Source organism: Duganella aceris (genome assembly GCF_011090165.1).
GTDB classification, from domain to species: domain Bacteria; phylum Pseudomonadota; class Gammaproteobacteria; order Burkholderiales; family Burkholderiaceae_D; genus Rugamonas; species Rugamonas aceris.
On the sequence record NZ_JAADJT010000011.1, the window covers coordinates 241,788 to 263,565 of the forward strand.

The 21,778-nt window shown below is 60.8% G+C and carries 23 protein-coding genes and 1 pseudogene; 10 read left to right on the forward strand and 14 right to left on the reverse strand.

Going from position 1 to position 21,778, the window contains the following annotated elements; all coding sequences use genetic code 11:
* Positions 1 to 3 precede the first annotated feature (3 nt).
* The 5 genes from GW587_RS23420 to cyoA are packed head-to-tail and all read right to left on the reverse strand — an operon-like array spanning position 4 to position 4,831.
* Positions 4 to 801, reverse strand: coding sequence for an SURF1 family protein (locus GW587_RS23420; protein ID WP_166107142.1), 798 nt, complete (start codon positions 799 to 801; stop codon positions 4 to 6).
* Complete coding sequence (gene cyoD, locus GW587_RS23425; protein ID WP_166107144.1) at positions 798 to 1,211, reverse strand: cytochrome o ubiquinol oxidase subunit IV; 414 nt, start codon at positions 1,209 to 1,211, stop codon at positions 798 to 800. The genes GW587_RS23420 and cyoD overlap by 4 nt, the downstream gene beginning before the upstream one ends.
* A complete protein-coding gene (gene cyoC, locus GW587_RS23430) occupies positions 1,208 to 1,837 on the reverse strand; it encodes a cytochrome o ubiquinol oxidase subunit III (RefSeq protein ID WP_166107147.1) in 630 nt (209 codons plus the stop codon). The genes cyoD and cyoC overlap by 4 nt, the downstream gene beginning before the upstream one ends.
* Positions 1,830 to 3,830 (reverse strand): cytochrome o ubiquinol oxidase subunit I, encoded by a 2,001-nt coding sequence (gene cyoB, locus GW587_RS23435; protein ID WP_166107149.1) that lies wholly within the window; start codon positions 3,828 to 3,830, stop codon positions 1,830 to 1,832. Before cyoB ends, cyoC begins: the two co-directional genes overlap by 8 nt.
* Positions 3,831 to 3,832: 2 nt before the next feature.
* Positions 3,833 to 4,831, reverse strand: a complete 999-nt coding sequence (gene cyoA, locus GW587_RS23440; protein WP_166107151.1) for a ubiquinol oxidase subunit II — start codon at positions 4,829 to 4,831, stop codon at positions 3,833 to 3,835.
* A 134-nt stretch (positions 4,832 to 4,965) separates the two neighbouring features.
* Here cyoA and GW587_RS23445 point away from each other — a divergent pair, with 134 nt between their 5' ends.
* A complete protein-coding gene (locus tag GW587_RS23445; RefSeq protein ID WP_166107152.1) occupies positions 4,966 to 6,315 on the forward strand; it encodes an MFS transporter in 1,350 nt (449 codons plus the stop codon).
* A 91-nt stretch (positions 6,316 to 6,406) separates the two neighbouring features.
* Positions 6,407 to 7,402: a 2-dehydropantoate 2-reductase gene (locus GW587_RS23450; protein WP_166107154.1), complete on the forward strand. Its 996-nt coding sequence runs from the start codon at positions 6,407 to 6,409 to the stop codon at positions 7,400 to 7,402.
* On the opposite strand, the gene GW587_RS23455 is transcribed toward GW587_RS23450, so the two are convergent.
* Together GW587_RS23455 and GW587_RS23460 are read right to left on the reverse strand one after the other, a co-directional pair.
* A complete protein-coding gene (locus GW587_RS23455) occupies positions 7,392 to 7,832 on the reverse strand; it encodes an RNA polymerase sigma factor (protein ID WP_166107155.1) in 441 nt (146 codons plus the stop codon). The genes GW587_RS23450 and GW587_RS23455 overlap by 11 nt on opposite strands.
* A gap of 280 nt (positions 7,833 to 8,112) precedes the next feature.
* A pseudogene (locus GW587_RS23460) lies at positions 8,113 to 8,818 on the reverse strand (HAMP domain-containing protein); the annotation flags it as partial.
* A gap of 284 nt (positions 8,819 to 9,102) precedes the next feature.
* Between GW587_RS23460 and ppk2 the strand changes: the two are divergent.
* The 5 genes from ppk2 to GW587_RS23480 are packed head-to-tail and all read left to right on the forward strand — an operon-like array spanning position 9,103 to position 11,477.
* Positions 9,103 to 9,948: a polyphosphate kinase 2 gene (ppk2, locus tag GW587_RS23465; protein WP_371875644.1), complete on the forward strand. Its 846-nt coding sequence runs from the start codon at positions 9,103 to 9,105 to the stop codon at positions 9,946 to 9,948.
* Positions 9,949 to 9,998: 50 nt separating this feature from the next.
* Positions 9,999 to 10,649 (forward strand): VOC family protein, encoded by a 651-nt coding sequence (locus tag GW587_RS23470; RefSeq protein ID WP_166107157.1) that lies wholly within the window; start codon positions 9,999 to 10,001, stop codon positions 10,647 to 10,649.
* Positions 10,646 to 11,008, forward strand: a complete 363-nt coding sequence (locus GW587_RS23475) for a glyoxalase superfamily protein (protein WP_166107159.1) — start codon at positions 10,646 to 10,648, stop codon at positions 11,006 to 11,008. The genes GW587_RS23470 and GW587_RS23475 overlap by 4 nt, the downstream gene beginning before the upstream one ends.
* Positions 11,005 to 11,160: a hypothetical protein gene (locus tag GW587_RS31080; RefSeq protein WP_207393612.1), complete on the forward strand. Its 156-nt coding sequence runs from the start codon at positions 11,005 to 11,007 to the stop codon at positions 11,158 to 11,160. The genes GW587_RS23475 and GW587_RS31080 overlap by 4 nt, the downstream gene beginning before the upstream one ends.
* A 26-nt stretch (positions 11,161 to 11,186) precedes the next feature.
* Entirely contained in the window at positions 11,187 to 11,477 is a 291-nt protein-coding gene (locus tag GW587_RS23480) for a DUF4844 domain-containing protein (protein ID WP_371875645.1), read from the forward strand.
* 438 nt (positions 11,478 to 11,915) lie between these two features.
* Here GW587_RS23480 and GW587_RS23485 read toward each other — a convergent pair whose 3' ends face one another.
* From GW587_RS23485 to GW587_RS23510, 6 genes are all read right to left on the reverse strand, one after another.
* A complete protein-coding gene (locus GW587_RS23485) occupies positions 11,916 to 12,686 on the reverse strand; it encodes a hypothetical protein (protein WP_166107161.1) in 771 nt (256 codons plus the stop codon).
* A 76-nt stretch (positions 12,687 to 12,762) separates the two neighbouring features.
* Complete coding sequence (locus tag GW587_RS23490) at positions 12,763 to 13,071, reverse strand: GNAT family N-acetyltransferase (RefSeq protein ID WP_166107163.1); 309 nt, start codon at positions 13,069 to 13,071, stop codon at positions 12,763 to 12,765.
* Positions 13,072 to 14,210: 1,139 nt separating this feature from the next.
* Positions 14,211 to 14,708, reverse strand: a complete 498-nt coding sequence (locus tag GW587_RS23495; RefSeq protein WP_166107165.1) for a hypothetical protein — start codon at positions 14,706 to 14,708, stop codon at positions 14,211 to 14,213.
* 126 nt (positions 14,709 to 14,834) lie between these two features.
* Positions 14,835 to 15,413, reverse strand: coding sequence for a dihydrofolate reductase family protein (locus GW587_RS23500; protein ID WP_166107167.1), 579 nt, complete (start codon positions 15,411 to 15,413; stop codon positions 14,835 to 14,837).
* A gap of 81 nt (positions 15,414 to 15,494) precedes the next feature.
* Positions 15,495 to 17,822, reverse strand: coding sequence for a GH92 family glycosyl hydrolase (locus GW587_RS23505; protein WP_166107169.1), 2,328 nt, complete (start codon positions 17,820 to 17,822; stop codon positions 15,495 to 15,497).
* A 112-nt stretch (positions 17,823 to 17,934) separates the two neighbouring features.
* A complete protein-coding gene (locus GW587_RS23510; RefSeq protein ID WP_229259611.1) occupies positions 17,935 to 18,888 on the reverse strand; it encodes a MurR/RpiR family transcriptional regulator in 954 nt (317 codons plus the stop codon).
* Positions 18,889 to 19,051: 163 nt separating this feature from the next.
* Between GW587_RS23510 and GW587_RS23515 the strand changes: the two genes are divergently transcribed.
* Positions 19,052 to 19,339 (forward strand): FlxA-like family protein, encoded by a 288-nt coding sequence (locus tag GW587_RS23515; protein ID WP_166107171.1) that lies wholly within the window; start codon positions 19,052 to 19,054, stop codon positions 19,337 to 19,339.
* Between the two features lie 4 nt (positions 19,340 to 19,343).
* On the opposite strand, the gene GW587_RS23520 is transcribed toward GW587_RS23515, so the two are convergent.
* Entirely contained in the window at positions 19,344 to 20,066 is a 723-nt protein-coding gene (locus GW587_RS23520) for a helix-turn-helix transcriptional regulator (RefSeq protein ID WP_166107173.1), read from the reverse strand.
* Positions 20,067 to 20,185: 119 nt separating this feature from the next.
* Between GW587_RS23520 and GW587_RS23525 the strand changes: the two genes are divergently transcribed.
* Together GW587_RS23525 and GW587_RS23530 are read left to right on the forward strand one after the other, a co-directional pair.
* Positions 20,186 to 20,632 (forward strand): RidA family protein, encoded by a 447-nt coding sequence (locus tag GW587_RS23525; protein ID WP_166107175.1) that lies wholly within the window; start codon positions 20,186 to 20,188, stop codon positions 20,630 to 20,632.
* Between the two features lie 8 nt (positions 20,633 to 20,640).
* Positions 20,641 to 21,777, forward strand: a complete 1,137-nt coding sequence (locus tag GW587_RS23530; RefSeq protein WP_166107177.1) for a dipeptidase — start codon at positions 20,641 to 20,643, stop codon at positions 21,775 to 21,777.
* The last annotated feature ends 1 nt before the right edge of the window (position 21,778 follow it).

Sequence of the window (21,778 nt, forward strand, 5' to 3'; positions counted from 1 at the left end):
AAGTCAGTGCGGCCGCCCTTTGCGCGCATCGCGGACGACCCAGGCCGTCGCGCCGGCCACCATCAGCGCCAGTGCGTACCAGGTGACAGCATAAACCAAATGGTTGTTGACGAAGGAAACCGTCGTCAGACCGCCGACCGGCTGCGCGTCGGCCACCGGACCGGAGGCCAGCGCCGAGGGTGCGTCGGCATCGACGAAGTACGGCGCCACCGGCGGCAGGCCGCGCGCCTTGGCGATGGCCTGCACGTCGCGGGTGTACCAGTAGTTGCGCTCCGGTTCGTTGGCGCGCAGGCGTCCGGTGACTTCGCTCAGCCGCAGCAGGCCGACCACCTCGGTCTCGGCGGTCCCGGCGACGCGCGCGGCGCTGCAGGCGTCGGACGCCGCCGCAGCGGGAGCCGCCTGCGGCGACCAGCCGCCGCTGCCGGCCGGGATGAAGCCGCGATTGACCAGCACAATCCCGTCCGCCGTGCACAGCGGCGTCATGACCCAATAGCCGACGCCGCGATCCAGCGAGGCCAGCACCTGCGTCGAGGACGCGTTCAGGTAGACGCCGCGCAAGCGCAGCGGACGGTAGTCGTCGTCCTCGGCGTTCAGATGCGGCCACTGGGTGGCCTGCGGCGCCGCCGCCGGCGCGCCGTGCACGCGCTGGCCGACCCGCTCGATCAGGTCCAGCTTCCATTGCAGACGATAGATTTGCCAGGTTCCCAAAGCAAAAAACCCTGCGAACATCACTCCGGCCGCTAGGGCCAGAATGACGCGCAGGGCGCGGGAACGTTGGCGCGGTGAGGCGCCGGCCGTCATCGCATGTCTTGCATGTTGTGCACGTCCGTGCCCATGGACGGCATCATGTTGGCGTTCATGTGGTACATGACCCAGATCGAACCGGCCAGCACGATCACCAGCAGCACCAGCGTGAACATCGTCGCCAGCAGCGACCAGCCGCCTTCGGCCTTGCCGTTCATGTGCAGGAAGTAGACCATATGCACCACCACCTGCACCGCGGCGAAACCGAGGATGACGGCGGCCGTGGTGCTGGATTTGTCGAACACCTTGGCCATCACCAGCCAGAACGGGATCGCGGTCAGGATCACCGACAGCACGAAGCCGATCGCGTAATCCTTCAGGCTGCCGTGGTGGCCTTCATCTTCGTGGCCGTGGCCGTGATCGCCGTGGTGGTCGTCGTGGCCGGAGTGATTATGTGGTGCGCTCATGGCAGGACTCCCATCAGGTAAACAAAGGTAAACACGCCGATCCAGATCACGTCCAGGAAGTGCCAGAACATCGACAGGCACATCAGGCGGCGTTTGTTTTCAACGGTCAGGCCGTGCTTGCCGACCTGGAACATCAAGGTCACCAGCCAGATCGAACCGAAGGTCACGTGCAGACCGTGGGTGCCGACCAGCGCGAAGAACGAGGTCAGGAACGCGCTGCGTTGCGGACCGGCGCCTTCATGGATCAGGTGCAGGAATTCCTGGATCTCCAGCGTCAGGAACGCCAGGCCGAACAGGCCGGTGATGCCGAGCCAGATGATGGTGGCTTTGACGTTCTTGCGCTGCGACGCGATCATCGCGAAGCCGTAGGTGATCGACGACAGCAGAAGGAACGCGGTGTTCAGCGCGATCGTCGGCAGGTCGAACAGCTCGGCGCCGGACGGACCGCCGGCGTAGCTGCGACCCAGCACAGCATACGCCGCGAACAGGCCGGCGAACAGCAGGCAGTCGCTCATCAGGTAGAGCCAGAAGCCCAGCAGCGTGCCGTTCTCCGGGTGGTGGTCGCGCACGTAGTAGCGTGCGCTTGGGTCGGCGCTCACGGCGCCGTTAGCGATAGTTTCAGACATGGCGTTCCAGCAAACGAGTGTGGGCTTCTTCGGTACGGACTACTTCTTCCGCAGGGATATAGAAGTCGCGCTTGTAGTTAAAGGTGTGCGTGATGATCGCGGCCATCATGGCGATGAAGGCGGCGGCAGCCGGCAACCACATCTGCCAGACCATGGCGAAGCCCAGCACCGCGGACAAGGCCGAGATGATGAAGCCGGCCGAGGTGTTCTTCGGCATGTGGATCGCGACGAAGCCGCTGGTCGGACGCTTGTAGTTGTTGGCCTTCATGTCGGCCCAGCTGTCGCTCTCGTGCACCACCGGGGTGAACGCGAAGTTGTAGTCCGGCGGTGGCGACGAGGTCGCCCACTCCAGCGTACGGCCGCCCCATGGGTCGCCGGTGACGTCGCGCAGTTTCTCGCGGTTCTTCCAGCTGACGTAGAACTGCAGCAGCGTGGCGCCGATACCGGCGGCGACGATCAGCGCGCCGATGGCGGCGATGATGAAGTACTTCTGCAGCGACGGATCGTCGAAGTGGTTCATGCGGCGGGTGATGCCCATGAAGCCCATGATGTACAGCGGCGTGAAGGCGACCCAGAAGCCGACCAGCCAGCACCAGAACGAGACCTTGCCCCAGAATTCATCCAGCTTGAAGCCGAATGCTTTCGGGAACCAGTAGTTGAGGCCGGCGAACACGCCGAACACCACACCACCGATGATCACGTTGTGGAAGTGGGCGATCAGGAACAGCGAATTGTGCAGCACGAAGTCGGCCGGAGGAACGGCCAGCATCACGCCGGTCATGCCGCCGATGACGAAGGTCAGCATGAAGCCCACGGTCCACAGCATCGGCACGTCGAAGCGGATACGGCCCTTGTACATGGTGAACAGCCAGTTGAAGATCTTGGCGCCGGTCGGGATCGAGATGATCATCGTGGTGATGCCGAAGAACGAGTTGACGCTGGCGCCCGAACCCATGGTGAAGAAGTGGTGCAGCCATACCAGGTAGGACAGCACGGTGATCACGACGGTCGCGTACACCATCGAGGTGTAGCCGAACAGCTTCTTGGCGCTGAAGGTCGAGACGATTTCCGAGAACACGCCGAACACCGGCAGCACCAGGATGTAAACCTCAGGGTGGCCCCAGATCCAGATCAGGTTGACGTACAACATCGGGTTGCCGCCGAGGTCGCTGGTGAAGAAGTTGGTGCCGACCATGCGGTCCAGCGACAGCATCGCCAGGGTCACGGTCAGGATCGGGAAGGTGGCAACGATCAGCGCGTTGGTGCACAGCGCGGTCCAGGTGAAGACCGGCATTTTCATCAGGCTCATGCCTGGAGCGCGCATCTTGACGATGGTCGCGATCAGGTTGACGCCCGACAGTGTCGTCCCCACCCCGGCCACCTGTAGCGACCAGATATAGTAATCGACCCCGACATCCGGCGACGCCGCGATGCCCGACAGCGGCGGGAACGCCAGCCAGCCGGTCTTGGCGAATTCGCCGATGAACAGCGAGGCCATCGTCAGCATCGCGCCGAAGGTGGTCATCCAGAACGAGAAGTTGTTCAGGAAAGGGAACGACACGTCGCGCGCGCCGATCTGCAGCGGCACCACGTAGTTCATCAGGCCGGTCACGAACGGCATCGCCACGAAGAAAATCATGATCGTGCCGTGGGCGGTGAACACCTGGTCGTAGTGGTGCGGCGGCAGGAAGCCGGCGCTGTCGCCGAAGGCCATCGCCTGCTGGGCGCGCATCATCAGCGCATCGGCGAAGCCGCGCAACAGCATGATCAGGCCGAGCACCATGTACATGATGCCGATCTTCTTGTGGTCGATGGAGGTGATCCAGTCGCGCCACAGCGGGCCCCACAGGCGGAATTTGGTCATCGCGGCCAGGAACGCGAGGCCGCCGACCGCCACCATGGCGAAGGTGGCGACCAGGATGGGCTCGTGGTACGGAATTGCTTCCAGCGACAGCCGCCCAAAGATCAGTTTGGTCAGGTTGATATCAGACATGGTCATTCTTTACGGGTAGGTTGTGCGGTGGCTGCGGTGGCGACGTCGGTCTCGCAGACGTCTTTCGGCAGGGCTTTCACCGCTGCGGCCGCTTCATTGCGTTTGGCGTCCTGGTGCATCATGTGGTTCATGCAGACCGAGCCTTCCGCCACGCAACGGTTCAGCACCAGGTCGTACAGGCCTTTGTCGACGCTGCCGAAGTGCATGATCGGATGCTTGATGGTCGGCTTGTCCAGCGCCTGGAACTCGGCGCGGGTCAGCGCGCCGCCGGCGCGGGTCTTGGCCACCCAGGCGTCGAAGTCGGCTTGCGACACACCGTGGTACTTGAACTTCATGTCCGAGAAGCCGGCGCCGCTGTAGTTCGACGAGAAGCCGTCGTACACGCCCACCTTGTTCATCACCGCGTTCAGCTGCGTCTCCATGCCTGGCATGGTGTAGACCATGCCGGCCAGCGCAGGAATATAGAACGCGTTCATCACGCTCGACGAGGTCATCTTGAACACGACCGGCACGTCGATCGGGGTCACCAGCTCGTTGACGGTGGCGATGCCCTGCTCCGGATAGATGAACATCCACTTCCAGTCCATCGACACCACTTGCACTTCCAGCGGCTTGATGCCGGCCACGACCGGACGGTGTTCGTCGATGCGGCTCAGCGGACGGTACGGGTCCAGCAGGTGGGTGTAGATCCAGGTGATCAGGCCCAGCACGATGATGATCAGCAGCGGAGCGCCCCAAATCAACAGCTCGAGCTTGGTGGAGTGATCCCAGTCGGGCGTATATTCGGCCGAAGTATTTGACCTCCTATAGCGCCAAGCGAACAGACAGATCAAAAACATAACGGGTACGATAATCAACAGCATCAGCAAGGTTGACACAACAACAAGGTGTGCCTGCTGGGCTGCGATATCTCCGGACGGGTTCAACACGACCGTGTTGCAGCCGGTAAGCCACAACAACGGTGCGAGGAAGAGTCCACGACGAGCGATAGGAGGAATCATGCGGTAATGTACGTTACAGAATATGGATAACATGCTACTGTACCTATTACGAACTGTTCTTGCCATTGGACACTTTGTCCTACCCGGCGGGGATGGTACACGTGATAATAATTAATCAATGCGAGACAGAGACTATGGCTAACACGACTACACTGACGGGCGTCCAGGCTGGCGTCCATGAACATCCTCAAACCAGCCAGGGCGCACGCAACATCAACGCCAGGGACGGGCACATCTCCCCGGGTGAGATTGCCATCGGCGTCGTCATTGGACGCGCCTCCGAATACTTCGACTTCTTTGTCTACGCCATCGCTTCGGCGCTGGTTTTCCCGTCGGTTTTCTTCCCATATGAGAGCCGGCTGGACGGGACACTATACGCCTTTGCGATCTTCTCGCTTGCGTTTATTGCACGACCGATCGGGACTGTCGCATTTATGGCAGTTCAACACCATTTCACAAGGGAAGCCAAGCTGACGCTGGCCCTGTTGATTATGGGCGTATCCACCGCCGGTATCGCCTTCCTTCCGGACTATGCCACATTGGGGACCACCTCGATCGTGATCCTGTCGCTGTTGCGGATTGGTCAAGGGATCGCCCAGGGCGGCTCGTGGGACGGCCTGCCGTCGCTGCTGGCGCTGAACGCGCCGGAGAACAAGCGCGGCTGGTACGCGATGCTGGGCCAGCTGGGCGCGCCGATCGGCTTCATGATCGCCGCCGGCCTGTTCGCCTACCTGCTGGCCAACCTGACCTCGCTCGACTTCCTCGAATGGGGCTGGCGCTATCCGTTCTATGTGGCCTTCGCCATCAACGTGGTCGCGCTGTTCGCCCGTCTGCGCCTGGTGACCACCACCGAATACTCGCATCTGCTGGATGAGCGTCAGCTGGAGCCGGTCAGCGTCTTCGAGCTGATGCGCAACCAGGGCCGCAACGTGCTGATCGGCGCGCTGGCCGCCCTGGCCAGCTACGCGCTGTTCCACCTGGTCACGGTGTTCCCGTTGTCGTGGATCAGCCTGTATTCGCCGCGCTCGATCGCCGGCTTCCTGCAAGTGCAGATGGTGGGTGTGACCTTGATGGCGATCTGCGTCATCATCTCCGGCCTGGTGGCCGACAAGATCGGCCGTCGCCGCACGCTGGGCACGCTGGCCATCCTGATCGCGGTATTCAGCGCCTTCGTGCCGATGCTGATCAATGGTGGCGAAATGGGCCAGGATACGTTCATCCTGCTGGGCTTCTCGCTGCTGGGTCTGTCGTACGGCCAGGCCGCCGGCGCCGTGACGTCGCAGTTCGAACAGCGCTTCCGCTACACCGGCGCGGCGTTGACGTCGGATCTGGCATGGCTGGTCGGCGCCGGTTTCGCACCGCTGGTCGCGCTGGGCGTCTCGGCCCACTTCGGCCTGGCGTACGCCGGCCTGTACCTGCTGTCCGGCGCGCTATGCTCGCTGGCCGCGCTGAGCCTGAACCGTCGCCTGGAAATCCGCGACTAAAAACCGGGGTCAGTTCCGGCAACGTGCCATTTACGGAATTTATTCCGTAAATGGCACGTTGCCGGAACTGACCCCGCCTTCGAGTAAATCCATGAAAGTATGCATCATCGGCGCCGGCGCCATCGGCGGCTTCATCGGCACGCGGCTGGCTGCGGCCCAGGCCTGCGACCTCAGCGCCTACGCACGCGGCGCCACGCTGGCCGCGCTGCGCAAGCACGGCTGGCGGCTTGAGCAAGGCGGCGTGCTGACCAGCGCCCCGGCCCGCGCCAGCGACAACGCCACCGAACTCGGCCTGCAAGACGTCCTCATCATCGCCGTCAAGGGACAGGCGCTGGCCGCAGTCGCGCAGCAAATCGCACCGCTGATCGGACCGGAAACGATCATCCTGCCGGCCATGAACGGCGTGCCGTGGTGGTTCGGTCGTGGTGTGGCCGCCATCGGCGACGAGCCGCTGGCCAGCGTCGACGCCGGCGGCGTGATCGCGGCGGCGCTGCCCTACGGACAAGTGCTGGGCTGCGTGGTGCACGCCAGCACCTCGACGCCGGAGCCGGGCCTGGTCGCGCACAACATGGGCAACCGCCTGATCATCGGCGAACCGGCCGGCGGCGACTCGGCGCGGGCGCAACAGCTGGGCGCCCTGCTACGCGCCGGCGGCTTCGACGTCACCGTCTCGGCCGATGTGCGCTACGACATCTGGTACAAGCTGTGGGGGAATATGACGCTGAATCCAGTGTCAGCCATCACCGGCGCCACCGCCGACCGCATCCTCGACGACGAACTGGTGGCCGAATTCTGCCGCGCCGCGATGCGCGAAGCGGCCGTGATCGGCGAGCGCATCGGCTGCGGCATCGCCGAGACTCCGGAACAACGCCACCTGGTCACGCGCAAGCTGGGCGCCTTCAAGAGCTCGATGCTACAGGACGCCGAAGCCGGCCGCATGCTGGAGCTGGACGCGCTGGTCGCCGCCGTGCGCGAGATCGGCCTGCGGTTGCAAGTCGCCACGCCCAACATCGACGCCCTGCTGGGCCTGACGCGGCTGTTCGGACAGGTCCGTCGACTGTACCCACAGCCGAGCGTCAATCCTTGAGTGCCGCATTGGCCGACATGCCCTGCTTGCCGCGCCTGATATGTGTTTTCACTGTGCCAATGGGAAGATCCATCTGAGAGGCGATTTCGTCGTGCGAAAGTTCGGCGTAATAGCTCAACACGATGGCTTCCCGCTGCACCGGGGAAAGGCCGATCATCGCTTCTTTCAGCGCGATACTGCGTCGCGCGGCTTCGCAGGCATGGGCAGGCGACAAGTCGGCTGATTCAAATTCATCGGCACTTAAGGTATTGATCTCGACGCGATGCTGGGTTGCATGTGCACGCAAATAATCGATGGCCCGGCTGCGGCATAGCATGCTGAGCCACGTGAGCACGCTGCTGCGCTCTTCGTTGTAGCTTTCGGAATTCAGCCATGCATACAAGAACACTTCCTGAACCACTTCTTCGGCAGCTTTCCTATCCTTCGTCACGCGGTATGCTTGCGCGAACAACGGCCCGCGTGCGCAAGCATAGGCTGTATCGAACGAGAGTCGCGGCACGGCGTTCGCGCCCCGTGTGCAAGAGCTGGATCGAAAATTGGCTTGTTGCGAAACACGTCTTTCCAACCGCAGCTTTTCCATATTCTTCATCCTGGTAATGTATTCCCAAACCACCATGTAACTTTACGCCATCCAATATTTCCTTATGTGTAGCAGCGCACACTAGTGACTCAGGCGCACAAATCAGTACACGCCGGGAGACAAAATGAATGTCGATGTTGAACGCATCCACCACCAGCGCCAGGCTGACCGCCTGGTCCTGCATCGACTCGGCAGCTGCGGCAGCCTCCTCCACCAGCGCCGCGTTCTGCGGCGTCACCAGATCCATCTGTGAAACGGCTTGATCGACCAGCTTGGCGCCGGCGCCCACTTTCTCCGCAGAGTTACCGATCAGCGCCTTGATCTCCTTGGCGGCCGAGGCCGAACGCTGCGCCAGATTGCGCACTTCCGACGCGACCACCTACGCCGCCACGGCGCCGCCGCGCACCGCCACTTCCGACGCCGAGTTGGCCAGCACATTGGACTGGCGCGCATTGTCCGCGCTCTGCTTGACGGTCGAGGTCAACTCCTCCATTGAAGACGCGGTTTCCTCCAGCGAACTGGCTTGCTCTTCGTTCCGCGATGACAAATCCTGATTGCCGCTCGCGATCTGTCGCGACGCGGTGCTGATGGTCTCGGGTCCCAGCGCGCACCTCGCTGACAATGGAGGCCAGGCTTGCGGTCATCGCCTTCAGCGCGGTCAACAACTGGCTGACTTCGTCGCGGCCCTTGACTTCGATGGTGCTGGTCAGATCGCCGGATGCCACGGTTTGCGCCACCGCCACCGCGTCGTTGATGGGTCCGGTGATCGAACGCATAATCGTCCACGCCAGGCCGACGGCGGCAATGACCGCCAGCACGGTGGCGCCCAACAGTAGCCGGCATAGAGCTGCTTGGCCTTCTCGCTCCGCACCAACGCGCCGAGGCGATCGGAACTGACGCCGAACTTGGTCTGTGCCGTCTCAATGCGGCCGCGCATGCGCGACTGCACGTACAAAAGCAAGAAATTTGTGAAAGTAACACCAAGTCATGGCAACGTCATATTGCGCGGGTAGACTGACTTGCATCACAAGCTGAGGAGTATTGCGTGAATTTGAACGAGCAGGATTTACTGGACCGCGTCCAGCGCGAGCTGACCGACAGCTACGACGAAGAACTGGAGATGGAACTGGAGGACCGCGAGATCGATCCACTCACCCAGCAAGTCATCGTCACCGAGCGCAGCGCCGCCGCCAAGGAAGAGCGCCGGCTGTACTTCCGCGAACTGTTCCGCCTGCAAGCCGAGCTGGTCAAACTCCAGGATTGGGTGGTCCACACCGGCCACAAAGTCGTGATCCTGTTCGAAGGCCGCGACGCCGCCGGCAAGGGCGGCGTCATCAAGCGCATCGTGCAACGGCTGAATCCGCGCGTCTGCCGCGTCGCCGCCCTGCCCGCGCCGAACAACCGCGAACGCACGCAATGGTATTTCCAGCGCTACGTCTCGCACCTGCCGGCCGCCGGCGAAATCGTGCTGTTCGACCGCAGCTGGTACAACCGCGCCGGCGTCGAACGCGTGATGGGCTTCTGCACCGACGACCAGTACGAAGAATTCTTCCAGACCGTGCCGGAATTCGAACGCATGCTGGCCCGCTCCGGCATCCAGCTGATCAAATACTGGTTCTCGATCTCCGACGAAGAGCAGAACGCACGCTTCCTGGGCCGCATTCATGATCCGCTGAAACAGTGGAAGCTGAGCCCGATGGACCTCGAATCGCGCCGCCGCTGGGAAGAATACACGCGCGCCAAAGAAGTCATGCTGGAGCGCACCCACATTCCCGAAGCGCCGTGGTGGGTGGTGCAAGGCGTGGACAAGAAGAAAGCGCGCTTGAACTGCATCCACCATTTGCTGGAACAGATGCCGTATGTGGAAGTCGAACACCCCGCGATCCAGCTGCCGGAGCGCGAATACCACGACGACTACGTGCGCCGCCCGGTGCCGTCCGAGATCATCGTCCCTGAGGTGTACTGATCGACAACGCTGTGCTACAGTTGCCTGATCATCTACTTTAGGAGATCGACATGCAACTGGGCACAGGCCCGGTGACCCGCATCGATCACATCACCGTCACCGCGCCGACGCTGGAAGCCGGCGCGGCGTTTGTCTATGGCGCGCTAGGCGTCGCACCACAAACCGGCGGAGAACATCCGCGCATGGGTACGCACAACCTACTGTTGCGGCTGGGCGATGACCTGTTCCTGGAAGTGATCGCAGCCAATCCCGACGCGCCCACGCCGGACCGTCCGCGCTGGTTCGCGCTGGACCGCATGGCGCCCGATGGGCCGGCCAAGCTCAGCACCTGGGTCATCAGCACCGCCGACATCCACGCCGCAGCCGCCGCCAGCACCGAAGACCTGGGCCGGATCGAGCCGATGTCACGCGGCACGCGCAACTGGCTGATCACGATTCCCGCCGACGGCTCGGTCGGCATCGACGGCGTCGCCCCGGCGCTGATCGAATGGGACGCGAATCCGCATCCAGCCACCGGAATGACCGATCACGGACTCTCGCTGACCAGGCTGGAGATATTGCATCCAACGCCATCGCGCATTGCCGCCCTGCTCGCCTCCATCGGCCTGAAGGACGAGCGCATCGAATGCCGACTCGGCGACCAGGCGCAACTGGTGGCACACATCCAAACGCCGCAAGGTTTAAGAAAGATCTCGCTATGACTCTCGGACAAATCACGCCCATCCTGCGCAGCTTCGACGAAGCGAAAGCGCGCGAATTCTATATCGACTTCCTCGGCTTCACGATCGACTGGGAGCACCGCTTCGAACCGAACGCCCCGCTGTACATGGGCGTATCGCGAGGCGACTGCGTACTGCACCTGAGCGAACATCACGGCGACTGCAGTCCCGGCGGCGCCATTCGCATCGCCTGCGACGACATTGACGCTTACCACGCCGAGCTGACCGCCAAGAACTACAAATACGCCAAGCCCGGCATCGAAAGCCCACCCTGGGGCGGCCGCGAAATGACGGTAAAAGACGCCGCCGGCAACCGCCTCACCTTCGCGAGCGCCACTTGATCGTCGCAAAAATACTGAAATATCTGGCGCTGGGGATAGCGGCCATCATCCTCTCCGGCGTTACCGGACTGACCTTCTACATCTGGCCGACCTACCTGGCCGATCACAAGCTGGCGGTGACGCCGCAAATGCTGGAGCGGCGGAAAAGCTAAAAGCCGAGCGCAAATTCGACGAAGACATCGGCACCTTCTACGTCGGCGCCCGGACCGAAACCGCGCGGGCCGAAGCCCAGGCGACTGTGGACAAAGTGATCGCGTCGTTGCGGGCAGAACTGCTAACACGCCCACAACGCTCAACAGTGCTGCGCGAATTCAAAACCGCACTGGCGTCGGTCGACAGCGCAGAATCCGAAGACCGCGACCAGTTGCTCATGTACCTGACCAAGATCATGCAAATCGTCGGCATCGAAAACTCCGGCGAGCTACTGAACGTATGGCGTTATGGATTCCCTTACGGATGGATGCTGTGAAGATCAGTGAATAAGGCACGACAGATTTTGTCTGCCACCGCTAAAGCGGGACGTCGGCTTCCGCAACTGAAGTCAGTCAGTCTTACGGAGAGCAGTTACTATTTATCAAAACTCTAAATATTCTACTTTTCCCATTTTCACTAATGAAAAATTCCGAGCTCTCGCTAACTTGATAGACATCTGCTACCGTCGACTTAATTTCCTTGCTCTTTTGAACGATAGATACCGACACGCCATCTTTCACGTAGCCTCGTAATTTCTCATATCAATGCGTGAAAATTTTTTTTCATAAAATTCCATTTTTAACGACCGGTTGAATCCGAATCCGCAACCTGACCGACATCAGCCGGCAATCCGGAATTTCGATATCGGCGAAATTTTGTTCGACCTCAGCCTGGATATCGCTGAATTTTTTGCACAACTGCGACTACACCAGATTCAATTCGCCGAATTACCGTCTGCGGCGGTGTTATTCGGCGTCGCGAGTTCAAATTCCACCAGCGTGTCATCCGGCCAGCTTTGATCATGCAGCGGTGGTGCATAACGCGTACGGTCTTTTTCATCCAAACGCTCGACGGGCAACTTTTCACGGCGGGAACCTGAGACCAGCGTTGCGCCCGTTATGGGAGAGGCCGTCGAGTAAAAAACCCGGCTTCTGGAGGTATGACAAACCCCGCCTAAGGGAACGAGATAGGCCAGCTTAATAAACGAAGCGTCAAACTTGTCCACGGCCCATCTCACCTCGCATTCCAGGCGCAGATCACCCAACCGCCGTGTTCCGACAGGAAGTCCAGCAGTGTGGATATCCGGACGCCAGCGGAACAAGCCCTTCTTAGTGCTGAGTCGGAGGTCGGCATCATCCTTGGCTGCGGACTCGTCGCGGGGCACCGAGAACGTGGAGTCCGCCGCGATTGGGATCTCGATACTTGCACTATCGCCCACGATGCGAAGTTTGAGATCGGTGGTTGCGAGGCCAGGCTGCTGTGGGCGTAAAATGAATTTCAAGTCGGCTTGAGGCGCCAGGGAATGGTAGTGGTCGAATGCATCCATACCGTCCAGCATTTTCCGGTACCGTTTCCAGTCGGGATCTTTGGTACCCGCCACAGTCACTTGCTGAGCAGGTTCGGAAGAGGATTGATCCGCGCCTGCCCCAGCCATGACCGAGCTCGATACGGACAACAGCAGGATGATCGGGAGAATGATATGCATAAAGGGGCCAAAATTTTCGATGAAGGAATCGATTGAGACAAGGTCCGCGTGCAGCCGAAAGACCGAGCCCTGAGTGCTACAACTTCTTGGTCATGAATATGCGGCTGATGCCTTCTCGCTCGGAAGCTATTTCGCCAAACCTTGCCCAACCATTTTTTTCATAAAATCCAGGCGCCTGGAAGCTGATTGTGTAGAGCACCGCCGAACTGCAACCTCGCTGGCGCGCCTCCTCTTCGAATGCATGAAGGATTTTTGTTCCTAATCCGGAGCCGCGAAAAGAACTCGGCAAATGAAACAGATCCAAAAATGCAAGCCCAAGAGAAGTTCTACCGACAGCGCCTCCCAATACCTCGTTGCTAGTGGAATCTCTCACGATGACGCACAAGGGCCTTTCCCGATAACTCTTTCGAACTCGGGTTCTGCTTTATCACTGATAACAATTACGTTCTGTGCAAAGGTTTTCTTTCTTCTACGAAAGCTCCGCTGTTTGCTGATTTAGTTTAAAGAATAATCGGCCTAGCGATTGGTCAGCGGTGCGAGTTGCTGAAGGCAGCGGTTTTGGTCGAAGATGCGGGTCTGCGTCGGGATTCTCTCAATGCAGGCAATGGCGGAACGAGTGCGGCGCAAACCCAGCTCCGTATGGTTGTTGCCGCGCTATGCCGCCTATGTAGCCGGCCAAGCTGTCTCGCTCACACCTTCCGTAATCGCTTTAGACCATACGAGGCCAAAATGCCAAATGGCCAACAAACAAAGAGTATTACCTCCCAGCGCTTCCAATTCTCATACGTTGCATACGAATGCAATTTACCTGTCTTGCCGCAGTACGGCCCATCTATGCAAAGTTTGTATGGCGCATCTGTGTACATTATCAGCCCGTAGAAAAACACGATAACGCACCAAGTTACGATTCCAAAAAACATTACCTGAAGCCAAAAATGTCTTCCTTTAAAAAATCTTTCCCGTAGCTTCATCATATCATTTCTATAGGGTGACTTCGGTTGCTCGCGATATTTCTACGCCATGCCATTCGAAATTCATATGTTAAGGGGTTCCAATACATACTGGATCAGAAACGCGGAGGTCTGATATGGCGTTCTGATCGTTGGCTTTAAATCCGATGCGTAAGAGACATGTCGGAAAAAATCCCTCGGACTTCGTGCAGTCGAAATTCTCCCGCTTCTCTCCGCTGACGAAACAGCGATAGCCCTGACGCGCCAAACTCTGTTGTGCCGCCCAATACGTTGTGCCGCCGGTTACGCCGATCGATGCAAGGTGGGCAGGACTCATTTTCACAGGCGTGCTACATCCCGAGCACAGGAGTGCCGCAGTGAATAAGCATCGAAAGATAGTACGCTGCATTGTTTCCTTAACGAAGAAACTCGACGGTGAGCCGGAATTCGGTCTGGAAGGCCATGATAGCATTTCACCAAGATAGAAAAATCACAAATTCCCACAGCTAAACGCTGTTTCAAAACTGCATTGCATCGGTCGAAAGCGCTGAATCAGAACATCGCGGCCAGTTCCTCATGTTTCCGCGTTCTCTAAAGATAACCTGCCATCGAAGCCTACTGAATACCAGCCAAGTTTTCCTTTAAACACATAACACTCATCTGCATCCATACCGATCAAGCTGCAATGAATGACAAGAGAGAGCTCACCTTCGAATTCAATTCGCAGGTCGAACGCGGGCCGCGCGCACGTCACCGTTTCGATTTTTTTCCCACGGATGAATTCCAGACCGCGAACCATCGGGCCATCGTTCTCGTTCGACATGTGGCTGCCGGAGAGCACTTTTGATTTGGACTCCATTCTCCACGGACAATAGAGCAACAGACTATATGCGCTTTCGTAGCACCTGACCAGCTCCGTCAAATGGGCATTCCTAACTGGCTTGGCCCTGGCCGTTTTCTTTCCAATGTCCAGCGATATCACGGATCCCGTACCGGAGCCACCTGTGACGCCCCAACATTCCTCACCATCCAAATTCGAAATTTCCTGCAAAAATGATTCATCCAAATGCATTGGCACCAACTCCGGCAAGGAAAATTGTGGTTCGTTACAGCAGTCTGTCATTGGCTACGCCGAAATGCCAATAGTGGCATTTCTTCAATATGGAAAAAATCACCAATTCCCACGTCGATCCGCTTGCTATCTTGTTGGCTCGTACCGCAGCGCCACCGCGCCGGAGCCGAACTTAAACTGGCCCACAAACTTCAAGTCGAGATGCTGGGGTAGGCCCGCAAACAAGGTCGGTCCGTGGCCGGCCACCTTGGGATGGACCACGAATTCGTACTCGTCGATTAATCCAAGCGCCGCCAACGCCAGTGGCAGCTTGACGCCACCAACGAACAGCCCCCTGCCCGGCTCTTGCCTGAGCTGCTGAATGGTCTCGGCCAGGTCACCGCGTATCAGCTCCGCGTTCCAGTCGACCTGCTCCAGGGTGCTCGACACCACGTACTTCTTCGCGAGATCGATCATGCGGCCAAAAGGCTGCATCCATTCCGTCATCCAATCGGGCTTGACGCCGGTGCGCGCGGGCTCTCGCCACGCCGACTCCATCATTTCGTAGGTCACGCGGCCAAAGATGAGGGCGTCGGCCTGCGCCAGGCGCTCAGTCCAGTAACGATGCAATTCCTCGTCCGTGGTCATGGGCTCGTGATCGCAGCAGCCGTCAATCGTGACGTTGATCGAATATCTTAGCGGGCGCTTGGGGATTTTCCGGGACATGGCGGGCTCCTATCTTGGAACCCCATTCTACGCCGGACCGTAGCTTGCAGGGCCGCCACAGCGGGCGGCCCTGTTTATGGCTTAATACGCAGTCTGCGTATAAGGACGCGCGGTTGCGGCCTTGCCCCAGTCGGTGTTCGGCTGGTTGGACATGGTGAATACCAGCTCGCCACCGGCGGTGATCTGGTCATGGCGCAGGAAGGTCTGCGCCAGCGGCTTGCCGTTCAAGGTCACGCCGGCGACGTAGGTGTTCTCGGCGCTCAAACCAACGGCGCGGATCGTGAAGCGTTTGCCGTTCGGCAGATTCATCACCGCCTTGTCCAGGAACGGACGGCCGATCACATACTCGTTGCTGCCCGGCGCCACAGGGTAGAAGCCCAGCGCCGTGAAAGCCAGCCACGCCGACATCTGACCCAGATCGTCATTACCCGACAAACCAGCCGGCGTCGTGTTGTACTGCGACGCCACCACCTGGGTCAGGCGCTTCTGCGTCTTCCAAGGCGCGCCTGCGTAGTTGTACAGGTACGCGACGTGGTGCGACGGCTCGTTGCCATGCGCGTAGTGGCCGATTAGACCGGAGATGTCCTCCATGTGCGCATAGACCTTCTCGTCCACCTTCGCATCGAACATCATGTCGATCTTGTTTTGCAGGCCCATATCGCCGCCCAGCATACTGATCAAGCCAGCGTTATCATGCGGCATATACCAGGAATACTGCCACGCGCTGCCCTCGGTGTAGTCGCTGCCGAAGTTGGACAGCACCGGATCGAACGGCTCGCGGAACTGGCCGGCCGACGTCTTCGCCCGCAGGAAGCCGGTCTTGGTATCGAAGGAGTTGCGATAGTTCTGCGCCCGCTTGTAGTAACGCGCGGCGATGTCCTTCTTGCCCATCTTCTCGGCCATGCGTGCGATGGTCCAGTCGTCGAACGCATATTCCACCGTCTTCGACGCCGCTTCCGGCTCCAGGTCGATCGGCACGTAACCGAGCTTCATATAGTGCTGCAAGCCGCCGTAAGGACCGTACTCCGCGCTGCTGGTCATGGCCTTCAACGCTTCTTCCGCGTCGAAGCCTGTCAGGCCCTTCATGTAGGCGTCGGCGATCACCGGCACCGCGTGGTAGCCGATCATGCACCAGGTCTCCAGACCGTGGAACTGCCACACCGGCAGGATGCCGTATGGGCTGGCCTTCTGCGATTCGATCAGCGAGCGCACGAAGTCGACGTTGCGTTGCTCCGGCTGGATCAGCGTCAGCAAGGGATGCAGCGCGCGGTAGGTGTCCCACAGCGAGAACGTCGAGTGATAGCGGAAGCCCTTGGCCTGATGCACCTCATTGTCCGGGCCACGATAACGGCCGTCGCGGTCCATGAACAGGCTAGGCGCGAGCATGCTGTGGTACAGCGAGGTGTAGACCATCTTGCGCATGTCCGGCGCGGCTTCAATGGCGACGGCGCCCAGCGCTTCGTTCCATGCGGCCGTGGCCTTCACGCGTTCGGCGTTGAAGTCCCAGCCAGGCATCTCGCCGAGGTTGGCGATCGCGCCCTCTTCGCTGACGGCGGATATCGCCACCTTGACTTCCAGTTCGCCGTCCGACGGCACGCCGAATTCCAGCGCGCCGACCAGCGCCTTGCCTTCGACCACGGCCTTGTCGCCCGGGCCGCTGCCCGGACCGGCGAAGCCTTTGTATTCGACGTCCAGCTCCATATTGCGCAGCTGGCGCGACACCAGCGGCTTGGAGAACGAGATCGCGAAGTACAACTGGCGGCCGGCTGCCCAGCCGCGCGTCTCGCGCATGCCGGTGATCAGCGTGTTGTCGCGCACGCGCAGGCGCGACCACAGGTTCTTGGCTTTGTAATCGTAGATGCTGCTGCGCAGGTCGAGGATCACCTTGGCCGGCGCGCCCGCCGCGTAGCGATAGCGATGCAGGCCGACGCGCTCGCTGGCGGTCAGTTCGACATCGACCTCGTTGTCCAGCAGCTTGACCGAGTAGTAGCCCGGCTCCGCACGTTCGTCGGAATGCTTGAAGCGCGAGCGGTAGCCGCTGAACGGGCGCTCGGGATAACCCGGCTCCAGCTTGGTCTCGCCGCTGTAAGGCATCAACAGCACGTCGCCCAGGTCGGAGTGGCCGCTGCCGGAGAAGTGGGTGTGCGAGAAGCCGAGGATGCTGTCGTCGTCATAGCGGTAGCCGGACGCCCAGGGATAACTCTGGCGGAACGGCCGCACCTGCGTGTCGGGGCTGAGCTGCACCATACCGAATGGACGCGTCGCGCCCGGGAAGGTATGGCCGTCGCCGCCGGTGCCGATGAAGACATCGACCGCCGCAGCGGGCGTGGTTTGAGCGATGGCATGCGTCGCCGGGAAGGCCAGAACCAGCGCCAGCGCGCCGGCGGGGATAAATTTAGTCGCGTTCATTCAACACCTGGGACAAGGACGATGCGACTTTATAGCCCCAAGCCACCCGGCGGTCAATCTATTCCCCACTCGGACGTGGATGTTTAGTCGATCCGCTAAACAGTTTACGCGTTTACCTGGCCAGCTTGCGGGCGGGCTTGCCGTCGCCGGGGGCGATCAGGTAGGAGGCTACCGCCTTGCTCAGGCGCGCCGCCTTCTCGACGTTGTCCTTGTTGGACACCATCAGCGACATCACCAGCGCCTCGATCACCGCGACGGCGGCGGTGGCGCTGCTCGGCAGGACGGCGTGGCCGCTGCTGGCGTACAGCACGTGGTCGGACAGCTCCACCATCGGCGCGGTCGGCACATCGGTGATGGCGACCACGCAGGCGTCGTGGCTGCGCGCGAACTGCGCCAGCCGGATCACGTCGAGCGCATAGCGCGGGAAGGACATCACCACCAGCACGTCCTGCGGTCCGATGTTGACCAGGTGTCCGGCCGCGACCTCGGTGCCGCCCGGCCCCGCCACCTCCACCACGTGGGCGCAGAACGGTTGCAGGTGCAGCGTCATCAGACCCGCCAGGTACGACGAGATGCCGAAGCCCAGCACGTACACGGTGCGCGCGGCGCTCAGCTTGCGCACCACCTGATCGAGTTCCGGCTGCGGCAGCGAATTGCGGGTCGCGGCGATGTTGACGGCGGCGTACTCCATGCTCTCGTCGCCGGGGCTGGTCAAATCGTCGCGGTGTTCGATGGTGTGGCGCAGCTTGTCGACCGGTTGAAGCGCCGAGTGCAGCGTCTCGGCGACCGCGCTGCGCATTGAGGCGTAGGTGGAGAACCCGATGTCGCGCGCGAAGCGGCTGATGGTCGCGGTGGAGACGCGGCAGCCTTCGGCCATCTCGTCGATCTTCAGCGCGGCGACGCGCATGGGGTTGCGCATCAGGTATTCGGCGATGCGGCTGTACGATGCGGAGCCGTCGGCCATCATGGCGGCGAGCACGCGTCCCAGAGGAGATTCGGCGAAAGCGACGTTGGCCGAAGGCGCGCCCGAAACGACGGCGAGCGCTGGTTTCCTTGGAGTCATCATTCAGTCTGTTTTCAAAAAGGTGCAAGCATAACCATTTTTCTTATAAAAGGAATGCGGGTATTACGTATTGCGTCTACGTAGCAACACCTTGGCGAAAAAACATTTTGTTACCACAAATCACTAGCAATAGCTTACCATGTAAGGTATTGAATATGGAGGCTTTATGCTATCGGGGATTAGCGGCGGCATGCGCGGCGGCACCGACAATGTCGGCTCGCAGAATTTGATTTCACGGATACAGACGCAGATCAAAGGCCTGCGCAAACAGCTGACGGCGCTGCAAAAACAGCTGCAGGAAGTTACCGATCCGGAGGAAAGGAAGATGCTGATGAAGCAGATCCAGGATTTGCAGCAAATCATCCAGATGATGGAGCAGCAGATCGCGCAGATCCAGGCGAACGACCTGCGCAAGGCGGCGATGCGCGAACGCGCGCAACAGGCGCAGAAATAACGGGTCAGACCTGCCCGCGCTTGATCCGCTCCATGTAGTTATAGATCGTGAAGCGTGAAACACCGAGCGCGGCGGCGGCGCGCTCCACGCCGCCTTTGACGATGAACAGACCGCGCCGCTGCATCTCGCCGACCGCGCGGATCTTGTCCTCGCGCTTCATCGAAACCGCCGTGCCGCCCCGTACCGCGACAGCGGCATCGATAATCTCGCGCATCAGCGTATCCATCTCCGGCGCGCCTGTCACGGCGGGCGTCATGGCTTGCGTCACCGGCTTCAGCATCTGTTCCAGCCAGCCGTGCGCCAGCTGAAAACCGGAGACATCGGCGTTTAGACACAACGTCGCAAACGGCTCGCCGGATGAGTCGCGAAAGATCGCCGACGCCGACTTCAATTGCCGCCCGCTGCCCGTCACCGTGATGTAGTCCTCCACCAAACTATGCACCGCGCCTTCGCTCGATTTAAGCCGGGTCGCGGCCTCGAATCCCTTGTCGTTCTGCGGTCCTTCCAGTACCGAGCTGCCGATGCCCCGACCCGAGACATGTCCGTTGCCGATGGCGATCACCGAGTTCTCAGGCTTGCCCACATCGTGCAGCACCACCTCCAGATGCGGCCCCGCCATCGCCGCCAGCATCGGCACGATCGGACGCAGCGCGTTGATCACCGCCGCCCGCTCCGCCGCCACGGCATCCGAGATACCCACATCGCCTTTACGCTTGACTGCCGACATAAACTATTTTAACAATTTGTTGATTAACCCTGCTATTTTCTCATTTTTTAAACAAACTGTTTACACTAATTTGAGCCGCCGCCTATAATTTATCGCCACCATCCAAGAGAGGGATAGTCATGACACGCAAATGCTTGAACAAATGGACCGCCGCATTCGCCTTGCTGGCCTGCGCCGGCGCCGCCAGCGCGCAGGAGTTCTACAACCAGGGCAATCCCCCCGGTCGCCCGTTCTCGCTGGCGGTGCGCACCGGCGATTTTGTTTTCCTCTCCGGTCAGCTGGGCACCGGGCCGAATGGCCTGGTCAAAGGCTTCGAAGCCCAGTCGCGCCAGGCGATGGACAATATCGCCGGCGTCCTCAAAGGCATGAACCTCGGCATGGACAACGTCGTCAAGTGCACCATCATGATCGCCGACATGTCCAAATGGGAGGACTTCAACAAGGTCTACGTCACCTACTTCAAGCCGGGCCGCCTGCCCGCGCGCAGTGCGCTCGGCGCCAACGGCCTGGCGCTGGGCGGCGAGATCGAAGTCGAATGCATGGCCTACGCGCCAGTCAAAAAATAAGGATGACCATGACCGACCGCCGCATCTTCCTGCACAGCGCCGCCGGCCTTGGCCTGGCCGCGCTTGGTCTGCCCGCCTTCGCCGCCGACGACGCCAACCCGCGCAAGCGCCGCCCGATGATCATCGACGCCCTGGGCGGCATCGACAACGCCAACCTGCCTTTCACACGCCGCGATGACGATGGCTTCGGCATCGATGCCCGCTCGCTGGCCGACGCCAAAGCCTCCGGCCTGACCGCCTTCAACATGACCATCGGTTACGTCTTCGGCGCCGGCGATCCCTACGAAAAAACCGTCGCCGAGACCCGCGCCTGGAACGCCTATATCGCCCAGCGCGCCGACGCCCTGCTGCTGGTGCGCAGCGGCGCCGACATCCTGCGCGCGCGCGACGACGGCCGCATCGGCGTCGTCCTCGGCTTCCAGAACGCGGCGATGATGGGCGACGACGCGCGCCGCGTCGAGACCTTCGCCAAGGCCGGCATCCGCGTCATACAACTGACCTACAACGGCCCCAATCAACTGGGCGACGGTTCGATGGCCGCGTCCAACAAGGGCCTGACGCCTTTCGGCCGCGAGGTGGTGGCCGAGTTGAACCGCAACCGGGTGCTGGTGGACCTGAGCCACAGCGGCGAGCAGATCTGCCTTGACGCCGCCGCCGCGTCGACCCAGCCGATCGCCATTACCCACACCGGTTGCCGCGCCATCGCGGACCTGCCGCGCAACAAGACCGACAAGGAGCTGAAGCTGGTCGCCGACAAGGGCGGCTTCGTCGGCATCTATTTCATGCCCTTCCTGGCAGTGGGCCGGCAGCCGACGGCGGACGACCTGATCGCCCACATCGAACACGCCATCAAGGTCTGCGGCGAGGACCACGTCGGCATCGGCACCGACGGCACCGTGACCCAGATCGACGACATGCCTGCCTACATGAAAGGGCTGGAGGAGGAAGTGCGCCAGCGCCGCGCCGCCGGCATCAGCGCTCCCGGCGAACGCCCCGACATCGTCCCCTTCCTGCCCGACCTGATGGGCAAGGACAAGTTCTGGAAACTGGCCGACCTGCTGGCCAAGCGCGGCCACTCCAGCGGTCGTATCGAAAAAATCCTCGGCAAGAATTTCCTGCGCGTGGCCGGCGGAGTATGGAGCTAAG